The sequence below is a fragment of the Candidatus Microthrix subdominans genome, assembly GCA_016719385.1.
Lineage (GTDB): Bacteria > Actinomycetota > Acidimicrobiia > Acidimicrobiales > Microtrichaceae > Microthrix > Microthrix subdominans.
In genome coordinates this window covers 756,852-773,443 of record JADJZA010000001.1, presented here as the reverse complement: position 1 = coordinate 773,443, position 16,592 = coordinate 756,852, and the positions used below count along the sequence as shown (strand labels likewise).

General features: G+C 66.4%; 18 protein-coding genes. 11 read left to right on the top strand and 7 right to left on the bottom strand.

Annotated elements, in window-relative coordinates; translation table 11 throughout:
• The first annotated feature begins 83 nt into the window (after positions 1-83).
• From IPN02_03695 to IPN02_03685, 3 genes are read left to right on the top strand one after another with little or no spacing between them, the layout of a single operon-like run.
• The gene (locus IPN02_03695) at positions 84-1,823 is read left to right on the top strand and encodes a hypothetical protein (GenBank protein ID MBK9295978.1); all 1,740 of its coding nucleotides are present in this window, start codon (positions 84-86) and stop codon (positions 1,821-1,823) included.
• Positions 1,787-3,193, top strand: a complete 1,407-nt coding sequence (locus IPN02_03690; GenBank protein ID MBK9295977.1) for an acyltransferase — start codon at positions 1,787-1,789, stop codon at positions 3,191-3,193. Before IPN02_03695 ends, IPN02_03690 begins: the two co-directional genes overlap by 37 nt.
• 38 nt (positions 3,194-3,231) lie before the next feature.
• Positions 3,232-4,041, top strand: a complete 810-nt coding sequence (locus IPN02_03685; protein ID MBK9295976.1) for an HAD family phosphatase — start codon at positions 3,232-3,234, stop codon at positions 4,039-4,041.
• On the opposite strand, the gene IPN02_03680 is transcribed toward IPN02_03685, so the two are convergent.
• Both IPN02_03680 and IPN02_03675 read right to left on the bottom strand, forming a co-directional pair.
• The gene (locus IPN02_03680) at positions 4,042-4,512 is read right to left on the bottom strand and encodes a TIGR03618 family F420-dependent PPOX class oxidoreductase (GenBank protein MBK9295975.1); all 471 of its coding nucleotides are present in this window, start codon (positions 4,510-4,512) and stop codon (positions 4,042-4,044) included.
• A 114-nt stretch (positions 4,513-4,626) separates the two neighbouring features.
• Positions 4,627-5,568, bottom strand: coding sequence for a hypothetical protein (locus tag IPN02_03675; GenBank protein MBK9295974.1), 942 nt, complete (start codon positions 5,566-5,568; stop codon positions 4,627-4,629).
• A gap of 129 nt (positions 5,569-5,697) precedes the next feature.
• Here IPN02_03675 and IPN02_03670 point away from each other — a divergent pair, with 129 nt between their 5' ends.
• The gene (locus tag IPN02_03670; protein MBK9295973.1) at positions 5,698-6,180 is read left to right on the top strand and encodes a hypothetical protein; all 483 of its coding nucleotides are present in this window, start codon (positions 5,698-5,700) and stop codon (positions 6,178-6,180) included.
• Between the two features lie 262 nt (positions 6,181-6,442).
• Here IPN02_03670 and IPN02_03665 read toward each other — a convergent pair whose 3' ends face one another.
• Positions 6,443-7,948, bottom strand: a complete 1,506-nt coding sequence (locus IPN02_03665) for an LCP family protein (protein ID MBK9295972.1) — start codon at positions 7,946-7,948, stop codon at positions 6,443-6,445.
• A 113-nt stretch (positions 7,949-8,061) separates the two neighbouring features.
• Between IPN02_03665 and IPN02_03660 the strand changes: the two genes are divergently transcribed.
• The gene (locus IPN02_03660; GenBank protein MBK9295971.1) at positions 8,062-9,240 is read left to right on the top strand and encodes a Coenzyme F420 hydrogenase/dehydrogenase, beta subunit C-terminal domain; all 1,179 of its coding nucleotides are present in this window, start codon (positions 8,062-8,064) and stop codon (positions 9,238-9,240) included.
• A gap of 36 nt (positions 9,241-9,276) precedes the next feature.
• On the opposite strand, the gene IPN02_03655 is transcribed toward IPN02_03660, so the two are convergent.
• Positions 9,277-9,687, bottom strand: coding sequence for a hypothetical protein (locus tag IPN02_03655; protein ID MBK9295970.1), 411 nt, complete (start codon positions 9,685-9,687; stop codon positions 9,277-9,279).
• Positions 9,688-9,837: 150 nt separating this feature from the next.
• On the opposite strand from IPN02_03655, the gene IPN02_03650 reads away from it, so the two are divergent.
• Entirely contained in the window at positions 9,838-10,908 is a 1,071-nt protein-coding gene (locus IPN02_03650) for a hypothetical protein (protein MBK9295969.1), read from the top strand.
• On the opposite strand, the gene IPN02_03645 is transcribed toward IPN02_03650, so the two are convergent.
• Positions 10,826-11,536 carry a uracil-DNA glycosylase gene (locus IPN02_03645; GenBank protein MBK9295968.1) on the bottom strand — a complete coding sequence of 237 codons (711 nt, stop codon included), beginning with the start codon at positions 11,534-11,536 and terminating at the stop codon, positions 10,826-10,828. The genes IPN02_03650 and IPN02_03645 overlap by 83 nt on opposite strands.
• A gap of 119 nt (positions 11,537-11,655) precedes the next feature.
• On the opposite strand from IPN02_03645, the gene IPN02_03640 reads away from it, so the two are divergent.
• The 3 genes from IPN02_03640 to IPN02_03630 are packed head-to-tail and all read left to right on the top strand — an operon-like array spanning position 11,656 to position 13,646.
• A complete protein-coding gene (locus IPN02_03640; protein MBK9295967.1) occupies positions 11,656-12,378 on the top strand; it encodes an MSMEG_4193 family putative phosphomutase in 723 nt (240 codons plus the stop codon).
• 14 nt (positions 12,379-12,392) lie between these two features.
• Positions 12,393-12,896, top strand: coding sequence for a DUF3090 family protein (locus tag IPN02_03635; GenBank protein ID MBK9295966.1), 504 nt, complete (start codon positions 12,393-12,395; stop codon positions 12,894-12,896).
• 12 nt (positions 12,897-12,908) lie between these two features.
• Positions 12,909-13,646: a phosphatidylinositol kinase gene (locus IPN02_03630; protein ID MBK9295965.1), complete on the top strand. Its 738-nt coding sequence runs from the start codon at positions 12,909-12,911 to the stop codon at positions 13,644-13,646.
• 175 nt (positions 13,647-13,821) lie between these two features.
• On the opposite strand, the gene IPN02_03625 is transcribed toward IPN02_03630, so the two are convergent.
• Both IPN02_03625 and IPN02_03620 read right to left on the bottom strand, forming a co-directional pair.
• Positions 13,822-14,802, bottom strand: a complete 981-nt coding sequence (locus IPN02_03625; GenBank protein MBK9295964.1) for an electron transfer flavoprotein subunit alpha/FixB family protein — start codon at positions 14,800-14,802, stop codon at positions 13,822-13,824.
• 10 nt (positions 14,803-14,812) lie between these two features.
• Entirely contained in the window at positions 14,813-15,766 is a 954-nt protein-coding gene (locus tag IPN02_03620) for an electron transfer flavoprotein subunit beta/FixA family protein (protein MBK9295963.1), read from the bottom strand.
• On the opposite strand from IPN02_03620, the gene IPN02_03615 reads away from it, so the two are divergent.
• Positions 15,714-16,064, top strand: coding sequence for a hypothetical protein (locus IPN02_03615; GenBank protein ID MBK9295962.1), 351 nt, complete (start codon positions 15,714-15,716; stop codon positions 16,062-16,064). The two genes, IPN02_03620 and IPN02_03615, sit on opposite strands and share 53 nt — an antisense overlap.
• Positions 15,959-16,282: a hypothetical protein gene (locus tag IPN02_03610; GenBank protein MBK9295961.1), complete on the top strand. Its 324-nt coding sequence runs from the start codon at positions 15,959-15,961 to the stop codon at positions 16,280-16,282. The genes IPN02_03615 and IPN02_03610 overlap by 106 nt, the downstream gene beginning before the upstream one ends.
• Positions 16,283-16,592 lie beyond the last annotated feature (310 nt).

The window sequence follows — 16,592 nt, the reverse complement described above, 5'->3', positions numbered from 1 at the left end:
ACATCGCTGCTGGAGTGCCCCGTCGCGCCTGCGATCGCGACGCCAACGTGACGCCAACGGCGCTCCTGGGAGAAGCTGGCACGGTGCAACTCCTGCGTCGGCCGAAGGGCGACCTGATCGCCTGGGCCGTGTTAGCGGCGGCACTGCTCGCACCGCTCCCCGGCCTGATCACCTTCACCGGTCCGCCGATGGAGGAGGGCTTCATGCTGGTGTTCCCCCAGCTGGTCGTCGCCGGCAAGGTGCCTCACGTCGACTTCCTCCACCTGTACGGCCCGGGCAGCCTGTGGGTGCTGGCCGCGATCTACAAGGTGTTCGGCGCCACGCTGGAGGTGCAGCGCATGGTCGGCTGGCTGCAGCACGGGGCCCTGGTGTTCGGCCTGTTCGCCCTGATCCGCCCCTGGTCGCGGGTGCTGGCCACCGGGTTGGCCCTGACGGCACTGGTGCAGGTGATCACGCCGGTCGGCCTGACCGCGCTGGCCTGGGACGGCGCCATCGCCCTGGCCGTGTGGGCACTGGTGCTGGCCACCGCCTCGCTCGATGCCCAGGCCGCCGGGCCGCTGCAGCCCGACGGGAGGCTCCGAACGAGCAGCACCGACGAGGCCGGCCGCCTCAACTGGTGGCTGCGCTGGCGGCCGGCGGTGGCCGGGCTGCTCGCCGGCCTGGCCCTGTTGTACCGGCCCGACCTGATCGTGGCGATCGGCCTGGCGGTGGCGCTGATGTGGTGGCTGCTCGCCGGGCGCGACCGGCGGTTGCTGGCTGTGGGCACGGCGGTCGGCGTGGCGCCAATGCTCATCCACCTGGCCATCTCCGGGCCGTTTCGGGCGATCAACGGCATGGTGCTCGACCCGGTGCTGCGGCTGCGGGGCGGCCGCACCCTGCCCTCGCCGCCGTCGACCGACGAGCTGGCCTCCACCCTGCAACGGGCCGCCGCGCTGCGCACCAACGGTTGGCCCTTCCCCCAGCCGGGCGCACCGATGCAGGTGGTCGTCTGGTTCTACGCGCTACTGCTGGGCAGCCTGGCGATCATCGTCGTCGCAGCGCTGGTGTGGCGGAACCGCAGCCACCCGCTCACCGCCCGGTTTCTTGCCTTGGGGGCGCTCGCTCTGGGCGTGCTCCCCCAGGCGTTGCAGCGGCCCGACACCACCCACCTGGCCTGGGTGGGCTGCCTCACCCTGCCGGCGGCCGGCGTGGCGCTCGCCGAGCTGATCCGCACCCGGGGGTGGCTGTCCGGCCCCTGGGAGGTGCGTGGCCACCGCCTCGACGCCAATTCGACCAGCCGCTTCGCGCCGGCGCTGATCGCCCTGATCGTCGGCGGTGGCCTGGCGGTGTCGGCGCCGCAGTACACCTCGAGGGCCTACGTCGACCTGGTCGGCCAGGGGGTCGGCATCAACGACACCGTGGTCAAGGTCACCCGCGGCGACCGCCACTACTACTACGGCGACCCCCAGCGGGCGGCCGACCTTCAGGCGGCGATCGATCTGCTCGACGAGCGCTCCAAGCCCGGCGAAACCCTGGTGGTCGGCACCGGGGACCTTCGCTTCACCCCGTACTCCGATGCGATCGTCTACTGGATGTTCCCCGAGCTCAAGCCCGGCACGTTCTTCATCGAGATGGACCCCGGGCTGGCCAACCTGGCGGGCAACGGCCTGGCTGAGGACATCGCCGACGCCGACTGGGTGCTGCAGACCCGCTTCTGGGACGAATGGGACGAGCCCAACGACTCGGCCAACCCGGGCGATCCGCTGCCCAACCAGGTCTTGGCCGAGGACTTCTGCGTGGTCGGCGAGTGGCCGACCGTGATCCTGTCGGAGCGGTGCCGATGATCGGCGGACGCAGCTCCGGGGTGGGCGGCCCGGAGCCCACCGGAGCGACCGCGCCCAGCGGCGCCGAACCCGCCGGCGGCGCCCGGGCTCCGGTGGGCGGTGCGGCGCCGGTCCGTCAGCCAACGAGCGGCGACCGGGCCCGCCTGCTCGGCCTCGACGGCCTGCGCGGTGTGGCCGCCTCGCTGATCGTCGTGCATCACGCCGCCAACGTGTCCGGTGCGCAGCGCTCCGCCCCCTTCACCCAGCTGGCGGCGGTCGCCGACGTCGGCGTCGCCGTGTTCTTCGTGCTGTCGGGCTTCGTCATCTACCGGCCCTTCGCCGCCGCCCACGCCGACGGCGCTCAGGTGCCCGAGGCGGTCTCCTTCTGGTGGCGCCGGGCCCTTCGGGTGTTGCCCGCCTACTGGTTTGCCTTGTTCGGCCTGTGGGCGTTGGGGCTCAACTCGTTCGACTCGCTCGGCGAGGTCGCCGCCCAGGCATCGCTGACCCACGTCTTCAGCCCCGGCATGGCGTTCTCGGGCATCTCCCAGAGCTGGTCGTTGTCGGTCGAGCTCAGCTTCTATGCCGTCGTGCCGCTGATCTCCTGGGCGCTGCGGCGCCGCCGGGCCGGGGGCGCCGCAGCGGCGGTGTCGGCGCGGCGCGAGTGGGCGATGGTGGCGGCCCTGTTCGCCACCGGCTACCTGGTGCGCCTGGTGTTGTCGCTCGGTGAGGTCACCTGGGGCGACTCGACGCTGCGGGGCATGTCGTTCCTGTGGCTGCCGACCAACATCGACCTGTTCGCCATCGGGATGGCGGTGGCGGTGTTCCACGCCCGCAACTTCGATGGGCAGGGGCTGACCGAACACCTCCGGCCCCGTGCCCGTGCGGTGTCGGAGCGCCTGCGCACCCTGTCGCGGGCGGTGGGGCCCTGGTGGCTGGTCGCCGCCGCGCTGCTCGCTGCCTACGCCTACGCGGTCGGACCGGCCGACTTCGACGTTGGCTACCGGGGCTGGTTCTGGGAGCGGCGCCAGCTCACCTACGGGCTGATCGGCCTGGCGCTCGTGTTTCCGCTCAGCTGGCGTGGCGGCCGTGGGGTGACCCGCCGCGTGCTCGCCTCGAGCGTCGGGGTGTGGTTCGGCGCGTTCTCCTATGGGCTCTATCTGTGGCACAACAGCTGGATCGAGCGGGTCGGCACCGAGCTGGCTCAGCCCGTCCCCGGCCTTCCAGCGTTCCTCGGCACCGGTCCGGGCAACGTCTGGTTTCCCGCCACCCTGGTAGTGGGCTTTGGCCTGGGGCTGCTCTGCGGAGCGATCGGCTGGTTCGTCGTCGAGGAACCGACGCAGCGGTTTCGTTCGCCTCGCTGGCTACCCCGCCGCTCCGGGCGACGCCGGTAGTATGACGGGGACAGCCCCGACCGAATGAGCGCTGCCCCATGACGCCGTCCCCCCGATCGCAGAGCTGGTCCGTCGTCGCCTCGGACCTCGACGGCACCCTGCTCGACTCGGGGCGAGGCGTCACCAAACGGACCGCCAAGGCGGTCGAGCGGGTGCGCCGCAACGACGGTCGCTTCCTGATGGTCACCGGCCGGCCGGTGCGTTGGATCACCCAAATCGTCGAACAGCTGGGCACGACCGACCCGGTGATCGCCCTCAACGGAGCGGTCGTGTGGGACCCGGTCAGCGGTGACGTGCTCAGCTCACGGCCCCTCGACCTGGAGCTGGTCATCGATCTCGTCGAACGCCTCTCCGAACAGGACCCCGACCTGTGCTGGGCGATCGAACGACCGCTCGGGTATGCCCGTTCCCCCGAGTTTGCTCCCGGACACAACGCCGACGGCAGCGAGATCGCACCGATCGACGAGCTGCTGACCGGCGAGTTGACCAAGCTGCTGGGACGGTCCCACAACTTCAGCCCCGAGCGCTTCGAACGGATCCGCGCCTTGGTCGGCGATGCGGCCCAGGTGACCCACTCGGGCAACGAGGCACTGATCGAGATCGCCGCCCCCGGCGTGCACAAGGCGGCGACGCTGGCCTCGCTGGTCGACGGCTGGGCGCTGTCGCCCGACGACGTGATCGCGTTCGGCGATCAGGTCAACGACGAGGAAATGCTCGCCTGGGCCGGGTGGGGCGTGGCGATGGGCAACGCCGCCCCGCACGTGCAGCGGCTGGCCGACGAGGTCACCCTGAGCAACGACCAGGCCGGCGTGGCCCGCATCCTTGAGCGCGAGTTTCCAACAGCCTGACTAATACGCGCCACCCAACTTGGTGTGGTCCCAGGTGACGATCTTGTCGGCATGGATGATCACGCCGGCGCGCTTGTTGGCCATCGCCTCGGCGACCGCACGGCCCTCCTCCGGGCTCGACGTGTCGATGTAGCGGGTCACCACCGACTCGGCGATGTCGATCACCCGAGGGTCGCCCTCCTCGATCAGCTCGGCTCGACCGACGATCTGCACGCCGCGCAACGTCTCGTAGGTGTCGCCGTCCTCGACGAGCACGGTCAGGTTGGGGTTGCGGCGCAGGTTGAGCACCTTCTGGCTGCGGGCAAAGGTCTCGAAGGCCGGGCGCTCGCCGTCGAAGCCGTACCACATGGCAACCAGGTGGATCGTCCCGTCAGCACCGTGGGTGGCCACCTGCATCGTGCGTCGCCCGCCGAGAAACTCGGCCCGCTCCTCGTCGGTCATGCGAATCTGATCTCGACGGTTGTTGGCCACGCGTCCCCCTGGAACCTCGATCCGGCATGGCGGTGCGCCGGCCGGGTTGGGGCCCCAGTCTGTCAGGACCGACGTGGGCGGCCCGGCCCGGTTGGACCTGCCCGGTTGAACCCGTCAGGCCGGCGGGTCGGCGAGGACGACGCCGAAGCGTTCCAGCTCGGGCACCCGAGGGAAGTTGGGGGTGCTCGGAATCGGCGGCGCCGCAAGCGGACCCGCCTCGCACACCACCTTGTCGAGCAGCCCGACGGATAGGCGCTCCTCGTCCAACAGGATGAGGCGGTCCGGCCCCTGATCCCGATCCTGAGCATCGGACGTGCCCGGGTTGGCCACGTCCGATGATCGGAGCGCTGCATCACCGGTCGGGACGTCGGCGCCGTGTTGGGCGGCCCAACGGGCGGTGGCGGAGTCGTACAGCGTCTTCGGCAGGCGGTAGCCGACACCGGCGATCAGCCACACCGGCACTCCGAGGTGGGCCGCGACGGCGGCGGTGGGCACCGAACCGGTGACGCACAGCGCCTCGTCGGGCCCGGCGATCGTCGCTTCGACCAGCACCGCGTCGCTGCGCAACACCGCTGCGGCCATATTCTCGGGCGGCACCGAGCGGGCGTCGACGCCCCGCCGGCCCAGCTGACGGGCCAGCTCGTCGCCCTCCCCCATCGCATCGATCACCAAAACGGTCACGTCGCCGCGACGGACCAGGCCCTGGGCCGCCTGGATCGACCAGCCGACGACGGTGACGGTCGCACCATGGCCGAGCGCCGCCTCCAACTCGCTGGCCGTCCGGTCCTGCCTCAGCTCCGTCAGCACCTCGTCGATCTCCCGGCGCACGTCGTTACTGGTCAACACCCGTGCGGCCATCCACCACAGCGGCCCACTGGTGGGGCGGCGGCTGAGGATGCGCCGACAGGCGGTCAACAGCTCGGAGGGATCGACCTGGCCAAAGCGCGACGACAAACCGAGCACGGCGTCGGCGGTCTCCTCCACCAGCATGGCGGCGGGGACACCGCCGGCTCGGGCGACGTAGCGGAGGTGTTCGATGGGATGCAGAATCGCCAACCTACAGCGATCAGATTGCGTTGCGGGCGGCGGTACTCCCAAGCGCCACCGGGGCGACGCGATCGAACCAGGGAGCCCTCGGGCACCCGAAAGGGGCGGCACTCGATCGCGACGACTAGATTTCGCGCCGTGGATCAGCTGTCACCCGACCTGGAACTGCACCCGTTGCAGGGCAACCCCCTCACCCTCTCCGACCAGGTGGTCATGTTCCACCTGGTCGTCGTGGTCCTCGACCCCTACACGGTCGAGAGTTCGTGGCTGCTCGAGACCGCCGGCGAACTGTTGACCCAATTCTTCGGGGCCGACTGCCGGGTGGCGTTCGTGTGCACGGCGGATGAGTACGACACCCGAGCCTTCCTCGGCCCGTGGGCCGACCAGCTGCTCACCTACGCCGACCCGGAGCGCACGATCGCCAAGGCGGCCGAGCTGAAGGAACTTCCGGCGATCCTGCACATCGACAACGACTGCAACATCGTCGGTCGGGCCGAGGGTTGGCAGCCCGAGGAGTGGCGGGAGCTGGCGCACCGCCTGGCCAAGGACATGTCCTGGTCGGCGCCGCCCATCCCCAAGGTGGGCGACCCGGTGGCCTTCGCCGGGTCCCCGGCGAACTAACCCGAACCCGAGCCGGGGCGAAGCGGTAGCTCAGCCCGGCCCCCAACTCGGGAGCCCAAACAACCGCCAGACGGTCACCCGCACTCCCCAGTTCCCGGGAAAATCCGCCCGGCCCCCAACTCGGGAGCCCAAACAACCGCCAGACGGTCACCCGCACTCCCCAGTTCGCACATGGGTGGCGCCGGGCTTCCCAGTTGCCAGATGGGTGGAGCCGGGCTCGCCTTCGGGCGGGATGGCTGGAGGGCGGCTGGGGTGCCTCGGGTTAGGGACAGGCCACGCCAGGTGGGGGGTCGCCGATGGCCACGCCGACCGGATCCGGGGCGGGCGCCGATTCGACGGCGGGCGCCTCGGTCGAATCGGCAGCGCCACCATCATCGGAATCCGAGTCCTCTCCCGCTCCGTCACCGGGAGCCGAAATCTCGGTTGGCCCGGTGTCGCCCGTGGCATCGTCCGGGCGGTCGAAACGGTTGAAGTCGGTGCCGATCACCAGCTGAAGCTCGCCAGCGCCGATCGAATCGTCCTCGACCAGCTCGACCGGGGTGACGAAGTACCGCTCGGCCAGCTCGGCCAGCTCCCTGGATTGGGGTCCGTACCGAATTTCGGAGGTGTCGGTCGTCCCGCCGGGAGGATTGCCGACGCCGGTCGACACGAACCCGAAGCGCTCAAATTCGGTCGCCAACATGGTGGCCAGGCCGTCACGGCCGGTGCCGTTGAGCAGCTCGAAGGACACCTGCTCCGGCTGCGGGCCGGCAGCGGCCGGGGCACCCTGTGGCGCCTCGCCTCGGAACGGGGCCAGAACCCCCGGGGCCGCCGCCTCGTCCAGCATCTGCACCTGGGCCCCCGAGGGCATCGTGCGGTCGGTGGTCGGCACGACCGTGGTGGCCAGGTCGTCGGGCGAGAAGTCCTTGAACCGCTTGCCGAGGGCGATCAGCGTGCGCAGCGACAGGTCCTGGTCGAGCGTGACCGTCTCGGTCAGCGTCGTTCCGAGGGTGTCGAGCGCCCCCAGGTCGGTCAAGTTCAGCTGGGAGGCCTGACCGAGCGCCCGGCGCATGAAGATCTGCTGGCGGGTGACGCGGCCAAGGTCGCCGGTGGGGTCGGTGGCCCAGGAGCCATCGGGCTTCTGGTACTCCAAGTGACGGGCCCGGGAAAATGCGAGTGCCTGGTAGGGATCGAGGGTGATGCACCCCGCCTGCTCGATGTTGAGGCCCGAGTTGCGGTCCCGCACCGGCGACGAGACGTAGATCGGCACGCCACCGACCGCCTCGACCAGGCGCTGGAACGCAACGAAGTCCACCTCGACGTAGTGGTTGATCGGCACCCCGAGGTTGGCCTGCACCGCGTCGATGACCGCCTGCGGGCCGTCGTTGTAGGCCGCGTTGATGCGGTGACCCTCGCCGTCGATCTGCACCCACAGATCGCGGGGCACCGACAACACCGACGCCGCCCGCTTGGACGGGTCGATCCGCACGACCATGAGCGTGTCCGACCGGTGACCGGTCTGGTCCTCGTCCGTATCGAGGAACGCCCCGGCGCCGGCTTCGTCGGCGCCGATCCCGGCCCGGGTGTCCGATCCGACGACCAGGTAGTTGCTCGGCCCCTCCTTGGAGACCGCAGCGAGGTCCACATCCACCCGGTCGACGTTGCCGTAGCGGCCCCAGGCCCACGTTCCCAGGGCACCGACCAGCAACGCCAGCGTGATCACGCCGCCGCCCAGCACCATGCGCCTGCGGCGATAGTTGGGCTGTGGGCGGGAGGACCTGGTGGGCATAACGCTGAAACTCCGGGAGGGGTTGGCCGAGACCGGCGGTCCCCACGGGTCGGCGAGGGTGAAGCACACAATATCGGTGGGGATCGCCCAAGTGGCGGCAGTAAGATCGCGCGATGGTTGCCTCCGCCCCCGAAGCCGCACCTGCGACGAACGCCCCGGCCAAGCCACCCCGCTGGACCCACCAGTGGAAGGAGCTCAAGGCCGAGGTGATCGACACCAACCTGTGCACCGGCTGCGCGGGCTGCGTCATCGCCTGCCCCCACGACGTGATCGGCTACAACCACGAACAGGGTGGCTACAAACCGTTCCACCTCGAAGACGAACTGGGCCCCGACGACTGCATCCACGGCCAGAAGGGCTGCACGTCGTGCACCCGGGCCTGTCCCCGCTTTCGAGCCTGGGAGCCGCAGGCCAACGAGCACCTCTTCGCACGGGAACGCACCGACGACGAGGTCGCCGGGATCTACCAGGACATCGTGTTGACCCGGGCCAGCGACGAGACCGTGCTGAAAAACGGCCAGGACGGCGGCCTGGTGTCGGCAATCTTGTTGTGGGCGCTCGAGCACCACTACATCGACGCTGCGCTGGTGAGCTACCTGGAGGGCGACGCCAACAGCTGGGTGGCCAAGCCGGGCGTCGCCGCCAACCGCGAAGAGATCCTGGAGGCCGCTGGCAGCCGCTACACCTATTCGGCCAACACCTTGGCGATGGACGAGGCGCTCGCAGCCGGCCACGAGCGCCTGGCGCTGGTCGGCATGAGCTGCCAATCGTCGGTGCCGCCGGTGATGTGGAGCCGCAAGGTGGGCAAGATCTCCAAGCCGATCAAGTTCAACCTGGGCCTGCTGTGCTCCAAGACGTTCGACGACGCCATCTTCGAGGAGCTGTTCTGGCCCAAGTACGGGCTGGCCCGCAACAGCATCGCCAAGATGAACATCAAGGGCGTCTTCCAGATCTGGACCAACGATGGCACCTACCGGGAGATCCCGCTCAAGGAATGCCACGCCTGGACGCGTGAGGGCTGCAACCACTGCCCCGACTTCGCCGCCGAGCATGCCGACATCTCGTGTGGCGGCATCGGCGAGAACGCCGACTGGACGCTGACGATCGTCCGCACCGACCTGGGCCGGGAGATCATGTCCCGCATGATCGCCGACGGCACGCTGGAGTCGCGTCCGGGGGACTCCGATCCCGGGGCCATCGCGCTCATGCGCCGGCTGGCCGAGAACAGCCGGTCTCGGTGGCCGACGAGCGCCGCTCCCGAGGTTCGCCTGGGCCTGCCCACCAAGAAGTAGGTGCTAGCGGTGCCGCCCGGCTGACCCCGGGCGGGATCAGCCAAGCGTGGTGGTGGTCTTGTCGCCCTTGGCGGTGGTAGTCGGCCCGTCGGCCTTGTCGTCGAGGCAGGAGTCGAATGCGGCCTGGATGCCGGACGGAACCTTGATCTTGCGGCCCTCTTCATCGGCGGTCTGCTGGTCCTTGTCGAACTTGGAGAAGTCGCCCCACTTGACGGTCTTTTCCAACTTGTCCCAAACGCAGCGGCAGTACTCGGCCGAGGCGCCGTCCCTGCAGCCGACCATGAAGTTTTCCTCGGCGCGTTCGTTGTAGTTGGTCGGAACGTCGGCGCAACCGGTCATCACGACCAGGCCGACGGCGAGTGCGACGGCGGACAGGCGGCGCAGGACGGAACCTGACCGACCGACGGGGCGAGCGGAATGTCCGAATGGGTGGAGGGGTGTAGGCACGGCCGTGGAGCGTACCAGCGGGGTGACCAAAGGCCACTTCGACCTACGCCAAGCCGGCGGATGGCACACTGCGACGGACGCTGAGGCGGAACACGTCGCCGGTGGATGCACGCCGAAGGCGCAGCGACCTGACGGCTGCTGCGCCTGCGGTTGAAAAAAAAAAAAAAAAAAAAAAAAAAAAAAAAAAAAAAAAAAAAAAAAAAAAAAAAAAAAAAAAAAAAAAAAAAAAAAAAAAAAAAAAAAAAAAAAAAAAAAAAAAAAAAAAAAAAAAAAAAAAAAAAAAAAAAAAAAAAAAAAAAAAAAAAAAAAAAAAAAAAAAAAAAAAAAAAAAAAAAAAAAAAAAAAAAAAAAAAAAAAAAAAAAAAAAAAAAAAAAAAAAAAAAAAAAAAAAAAAAAAAAAAAAAAAAAAAAAAAAAAAAAAAAAAAAAAAAAAAAAAAAAAAAAAAAAAAAAAAAAAAAAAAAAAAAAAAAAAAAAAAAAAAAAAAAAAAAAAAAAAAAAAAAAAAAAAAAAAAAAAAAAAAAAAAAAAAAAAAAAAAAAAAAAAAAAAAAAAAAAAAAAAAAAAAAAAAAAAAAAAAAAAAAAAAAAAAAAAAAAAAAAAAAAAAAAAAAAAAAAAAAAAAAAAAAAAAAAAAAAAAAAAAAAAAAAAAAAAAAAAAAAAAAAAAAAAAAAAAAAAAAAAAAAAAAAAAAAAAAAAAAAAAAAAAAAAAAAAAAAAAAAAAAAAAAAAAAAAAAAAAAAAAAAAAAAAAAAAAAAAAAAAAAAAAAAAAAAAAAAAAAAAAAAAAAAAAAAAAAAAAAAAAAAAAAAAAAAAAAAAAAAAAAAAAAAAAAAAAAAAAAAAAAAAAAAAAAAAAAAAAAAAAAAAAAAAAAAAAAAAAAAAAAAAAAAAAAAAAAAAAAAAAAAAAAAAAAAAAAAAAAAAAAAAAAAAAAAAAAAAAAAAAAAAAAAAAAAAAAAAAAAAAAAAAAAAAAAAAAAAAAAAAAAAAAAAAAAAAAAAAAAAAAAAAAAAAAAAAAAAAAAAAAAAAACCCCCCCCCCCCCCCCCCCCCCCCCCCCCCCCCCCCCCCCCCCCCCCCCCCCCCCCCCCCCCCCCCCCCCCCCCCCCCCCCCCCCCCCCCCCCCCCCCCCCCCCAACCCCATTAGACGTGCGGTGCCAGGCCTGCGAGATGGCGGGCCCTGGCGAACGTGGCGTCCAACATGTCCTCGGTCAGCCGTCCGGTGAAGGTGTTTTGCTGGCTGACGTGGTAGCAACCGAGCAGCGTCGGCCCGCCCGGGATCGGCACCTCCACGCCATGACCAAAGCGGGGGCGGGGTCTCAGGTCGTAGAGCCGGCTGAGCACCGAAAACCCGAAGCCACCCAAGGCGACGACGACCGACAACCGGGGCAACGCGGCCAACTCCCGGCTGAGGAACCCGACGCAGGTGTCCCGCTCGACGACGGTGGGCTTGTTGTCCGGTGGGGCGCAGTGCACCGGCGACGTGATCCAGACGTCCGACAGCACCATGTCGTCATCGCGGGACGTCGTCTCGGGCTGGCTGGCGAAACCGGCCCGCCACAACGCCCGGTAGAGCCACTCCCCCGACCGATCGCCACAGAACATCCTGCCGGTCCGGTTGGCCCCGTGGGCCGCCGGGGCCAACCCCACCACCGCCACCGAGGCCAGCGGGTCCCCCCAGCCAGGTACGCCTCGGCCCCAGTACTCCTGGTCGGCGTAGGCGGCACGCTTCTCGCGGGCAACCCGTTCGCGCCACTCGACCAGCCGAGGGCACGCCCGGCACTGCGACACCTCGTCGGCGATGGTCGCCAGGGTGCGGGCAGCCTCGGCCTCGACGTCGGGGGTTGGATCCATATCGAGCCAGCTTGCCACCCCGATCCCGACGCCCCCATCAGGTCACACCGGTCAGCTCCACCCGGCGGGAGGATGACCGAGTCGTTGGGATCGCTGCCCGGCAGTATCCTGACGTCGAGATGACCCCCCAACCTTCCCGCGACGTCAGCGCCGATGCGGCGACCAGCGACCCCCCGACCGCCGCCGAGCCCACCGCAGACCCGGACCACGGAACGAAGCACACGTTGGTGCTGCTCGTCCGTCACGGGTTGACCGAAAGCACCGGTAGCGTGCTGTACGGGCGAACGCCAGGCAACAACCTGTCCTCGGCCGGGCAGGCCCAGGCCGAGGCGGTCGCAGAGCGCATCGCACCCCTCGGAGACCGGGTCCGTTTCGTCGTCTCCTCGAACATCGAGCGCACCCAGCAGACCGCCGCTCCGATCGCCTCGGCCCTCGGGTTGGAGGTGGCCTCCGACGATCGGCTGCTCGAGGCCGACTTTGGCGAATGGACCAACCAGAAGCTCGACGAGCTGCGCAAGCTGCCCGACTGGCCGGCGGTGCAGAACCATCCCTCGACCTTCCGCTTCCCCGGCGGCGAGTCGTTCCTCGAGATGCAGCACCGCATGGTGAACGCCGTCACCCACTGGGCGGAGCGTGCCGCCGGCGGTGCGGTCGTGCTCGTGTCCCACGCCGACCTGATCAAGACCTTCGTCGCCTTCGCTGCCGGCACCCACCTGGACGAGTTTCAGCGCCTGGTGATCAGCCCCACCTCGGTGACCCCCATCGTGCTGGGCGCCTCCACCCCGATCGTGTTGGCGGTCAACTCGACCGGCGGCGACCTGACCGCACTCGCGCCGGCATGAGCGACGAGTTCGAAATGTTCGACCAACCAGACGACTTCCTGCCCGGCTCGGTGGGCGAACCGGGCAATCGGGTGTTTTACATGCAGGCCCGCGACGGCCACCGGGTGACGTCACTGCGCTGCGAGAAGGAGCAGGTGCTGGCCCTGGCCCAGTTCCTGATGCGACTGGTCGGCGACGACGGCCCGGTCGAGCCGCTGGGCGAGCTGATCGAGCCGGTCACCGAGAGCTTCGTCGTCGGCAACCTGCTGGTCTCGGCCGAGGACGCCGACGGATCGGTCGTCGTCGTCGCCGAAGAACTGGTTTTCGTCGACGAGGATGACGACAGCCTGTTCCTCGATGAGCCCTCCTTCGACGACGCAGCGGCCGAGCCCAGGGAACTGCGGATCCGGATGAGCGCCGCCGCCGCCCGCGGCTTCGCCCAGCGGGCCGGACGGCTAATGGCGGGAAGCCGACCGATCTGCGAGCTGTGCGGGCGTCCGATCGACCCCGATGGGCACGCCTGCCCTCGACTGAATTAGAGCGGACCGGGCGTGGACGAGATCGAGCTGCGCTCCACGCTGGAGCCCGACGACCCGGCGGCGACCGCAGCGTTGCTCACCGGTGAGATCGACATCCTGGGCCGCATGCCGTGGAGCTCCAACGGAACCTTTCTCGTGCGGGTTCACGCCGGGGCCGACGAGCTGACCGCCATCTACAAGCCGGAACGGGCCGAGCGACCGCTGTGGGACTTCCCGGCCGGGTTGTGGCGGCGCGAGCGGGCCGCCCGCCTGCTCGACGAGGCACTGGGGTGGCGCTATGTGCCTCCGACCGAGGTGCGCCACGATGCCCCACTGGGCGTGGGCACCGTGCAGTACTTCGTGCCCAGCGACCTCAGCGTGTCTGCGTTCGACCTGGTCGGTGACGAGCGCTTCGACACCCACCTGGCCCGGCTGGCAGCGTTCGATGTGATCGCCAACAACACCGACCGCAAAGCCGGCCACTGCCTACCCGACGCCGCCGGGCGTCTGTGGGCCATCGACCACGGGCTGTGCTTTCACTCCGAGGAGAAGCTGCGGACCGTGCTGTGGGACTACGCCGCCCAGCCCCTCGATGTCGAACTGCGCACCCGGCTCGCCGGCTTTTCGGTCGCTGAACTCGATCCGGAGTTCGGCGAGCTGCTCTCCGGCGAGGAGCTGAACGCCGTCGTCGATCGAGCCCAGCGCCTGGCGCTGGTGGGTGTGCTGCCCAGTGACCCCAGCGGGCGTCGCTACCCCTGGCCGCTGATCTGACCCACCGCCGGTGCTGCGCCCAAGGGGGCCGGCCCGCTACTGAACCAGCGCCCCGCTTGGCGACGACGGTGCCGACCGTCGACGCTCACTCCGACCGTTCGGGGCCGCACGCGGCGACGAGCGGGGTCTCCCCCGCTCGCCGTCGACTTCACATCACGTTGTTGCCCAGATCGCCTCAGCGGCTCTGGATCGCCTCGATCAGCTTGGGCAGCACCTTGTGCACGTCGCCCACGATGCCGAGGTCGGCGACCGAGAAGATCGGCGCTTCGGCGTCCTTGTTGATGGCGATGATGTGCTTGGCGCCCTTCATGCCCACCAGGTGCTGGGTGGCGCCGGAGATGCCCGCTGCGATGTACACGTCGGGCTTGACGACCTTGCCGGTCTGCCCGACCTGGTAGCTGTAGGGCACCCAACCGGCGTCGACGATGGCCCGCGAGGCGCCGGGGGCGGCACCGAGCAGCTTGGCCAGGTCTTCCACCGCCTGAAACTTCTCGGCGTCGCCCATGCCACGGCCGCCGGCGACCACGATGGCGGCGTCGTCGAGCGACGGCCCCTCGGTCTCCTCGACGTGGATGTTGGTCACCTTGGCTGCACCGACGGCACCCAGCTCGGGCACGGCCAGCGCTTCCACCGTGGCGGCGTCGCCGGAGGGCGACTCGGCTGCGGCGAACGACTTGGGGCGCACCAGGAAGATGCCGGGGGTGGACCCGGTGAACTTGGTGGTGACGTTGGTGGTGCCGCCGAAGACCGGCTCGACGCCGACCAGGGCGCCGTCGACCTCGTTGAGCTCGACGATGTTGGTGATGACCGGGGCATCGAGGCGCACCGACAGGCGGGCGGCCACATCGCGGCCGTCGTAGCTGGTGCCGAACAGGATGGCGTCGGGCGCATCTGCCGCGATCGCGTCGGCCATGGCCGCTGCGAGGGGCGGGCCGGGCAGGCGGCCGGTCAGGTCGCCGGTCGCCAGCACCTTCGAGGCGCCGTGGGCGCCCAGGGTGGCGGCGAGGGAGTCGCCGGAGCCACCGACGACGGCAACGACCGTGTCAGCGAGCTCGGAGGCCTTGGCCAGCAGCTCCAGGGTGGTGGAGGTGGGCTCGCCGTGGCCCTCTTCGGGCTGGGTGAGGTCGGTATAGACCCAAATGGTTGAAACAGACATGTCCAGCTCCTCAGATGATCTTCAGGTTGGCGAGGTAGTCAACGACCGACTGGAAGGCTTCGCCCTCGTCCTCGATGATTTCGCCGGCCTCTCGGGCGGGGGCCTTGGCGATGTCGATGATCTCCTGACCGGCACCGGCCCAGCCCACCTGCGAGGCGTCGAGCCCCAGGTCCGCGACGGTCAGGTTCTCGACCGGCTTCGACTTGGCGGCCATGATGCCCTTGAAGGACGGGTAGCGGGGCTCGACCACGCCGGCGGTCACCGAGACGACCGCTGGAAGCGGGCACTCGACGTCGTTGAAGCCGGCCTCGGTCTGGCGACGGACCTTGACGGCACCGTCACCCACTTCGACCTCCTTGGCAAAGGTCACCGAAGGAAGGTCGAGCACGGCGGCGAGCTGCTCGGGAACGGTGCCCGTGTAGCCGTCGGAGCTCTCGGTGGCGGTCAGGATCAGGTCCGCGCCCTCCACCCGCTTGGCGGCGGCGGCGAGCACCTTGGCGGTGGTCAGCGCATCGCTGCCGGCGAGCGCTGGGTCGCTGATGAGGATGGCTTTGGCGGCGCCCATCGCCAGCGCAGTGCGCAGCCCGGACACCTCCTCGTTGGGGGCCATCGAGATCAGCGTGACCTCGCCCTCCCCGGCGTTGTCCACCAGCTGCAGCGCCATTTCAACGCCGTAGCTGTCGGACTCGTCGAGGATCAGCTTGCCCTCGCGCTTGAGGGTTTTGGTTTCGGGATCCAGATCCCCAGGCTCAGCCGGGTCCGGGATCTGCTTGACGCAGACGACAACGTTCATGTGCGCCAGTCTGCCAACAGGGCGACCCCCGAACAAAACCGGGCGGGCTCCCCCCACCCGTCCCGGCGTCGCTCCTTGAGCACTGGGCACCGGGCCAGGCCCGGTAGCTTCGGGCGCCTTGAAGATCCTGCTCATCGCCAACTCGACCGCCTCGTCGGTGACCGCCCGCAAGCGCGTCGTCATCGCCAAGCTGCTCTCCGGCGCCCACGACGTCAGCGTCGCCCTCACCGAGCGGCGCGGCCACGCCACCGAGCTGGCCCGCGCCGCGATCGTCGACGGCGTCGACATCGTCGTCGCCCTCGGCGGCGACGGCACACTCAACGAGGTGGCCAACGGGCTGGTCGGCAGCGACTGCGCCTGGCGGTGCTGCCCGGCGGATCGACCAACGTGCTCGCCCGCACGCTGGGACTGGCCGACGACCCGGTCCAGGCGTGCCTGCAGCTGCTCGACGCCCTCGACCTTGGGCTGATCCGGCGGGTGTCCCTCGGCCGGGTCGACGCCCTCACCCCCTCGAACCCGGCAGCGACCTGGGCGGGCGAGGGCCTGCATCGGTCATCACCGAGGCGCCGCGCTGGTTCACCTTTCACCTCGGTATCGGTTGGGACGCCGCCACCGTCGCCGAGGTGGAACGGCGGGGAGCGCTCAAGCGGTACCTCAACCACGTGCTGTTCATCTACGCAGGGCTGACCGCATTCTTCCGTGACACCGACCGAACCTCGCCGTGGCTGCGCGTCGACGTGGACGGTGAGATCGTCGAGGGGTGGCAGTGCCTCGTCCTCAACTCCAACCCCTATACCTACGTCGGTAGCCGGCCCTTCGATGTCGACCCGCAGGCCACGCTCGACGCGCTGCCCACGCTGGTGGTCGCCACCCGCTTCGGGGCAGGCGACCTGCTGAGCCTGTCAGGGGCGGCGCTGCGGCGGCGGCCTCGCCGACCACCCCTCGGTGAGATTGTTTCGGGGAGTTCTCCGAGGCGCGTGTGGAGGCGCTGCGCTCC

Excerpts from the sequence above, each read along its gene's own strand:
- IPN02_03685 (MBK9295976.1), top strand. The coding sequence starts at position 3,232 with ATGACGCCGTCCCCCCGATCGCAGAGCTGGTCCGTCGTCGCCTCGGAC.
- IPN02_03665 (MBK9295972.1), bottom strand. The coding sequence starts at position 7,948 with ATGCCCACCAGGTCCTCCCGCCCACAGCCCAACTATCGCCGCAGGCGC.
- IPN02_03660 (MBK9295971.1), top strand. The coding sequence starts at position 8,062 with ATGGTTGCCTCCGCCCCCGAAGCCGCACCTGCGACGAACGCCCCGGCC.
- IPN02_03645 (MBK9295968.1), bottom strand. The coding sequence starts at position 11,536 with ATGGATCCAACCCCCGACGTCGAGGCCGAGGCTGCCCGCACCCTGGCG.
- IPN02_03640 (MBK9295967.1), top strand. The coding sequence starts at position 11,656 with ATGACCCCCCAACCTTCCCGCGACGTCAGCGCCGATGCGGCGACCAGC.
- IPN02_03635 (MBK9295966.1), top strand. The coding sequence starts at position 12,393 with ATGTTCGACCAACCAGACGACTTCCTGCCCGGCTCGGTGGGCGAACCG.
- IPN02_03625 (MBK9295964.1), bottom strand. The coding sequence starts at position 14,802 with ATGTCTGTTTCAACCATTTGGGTCTATACCGACCTCACCCAGCCCGAA.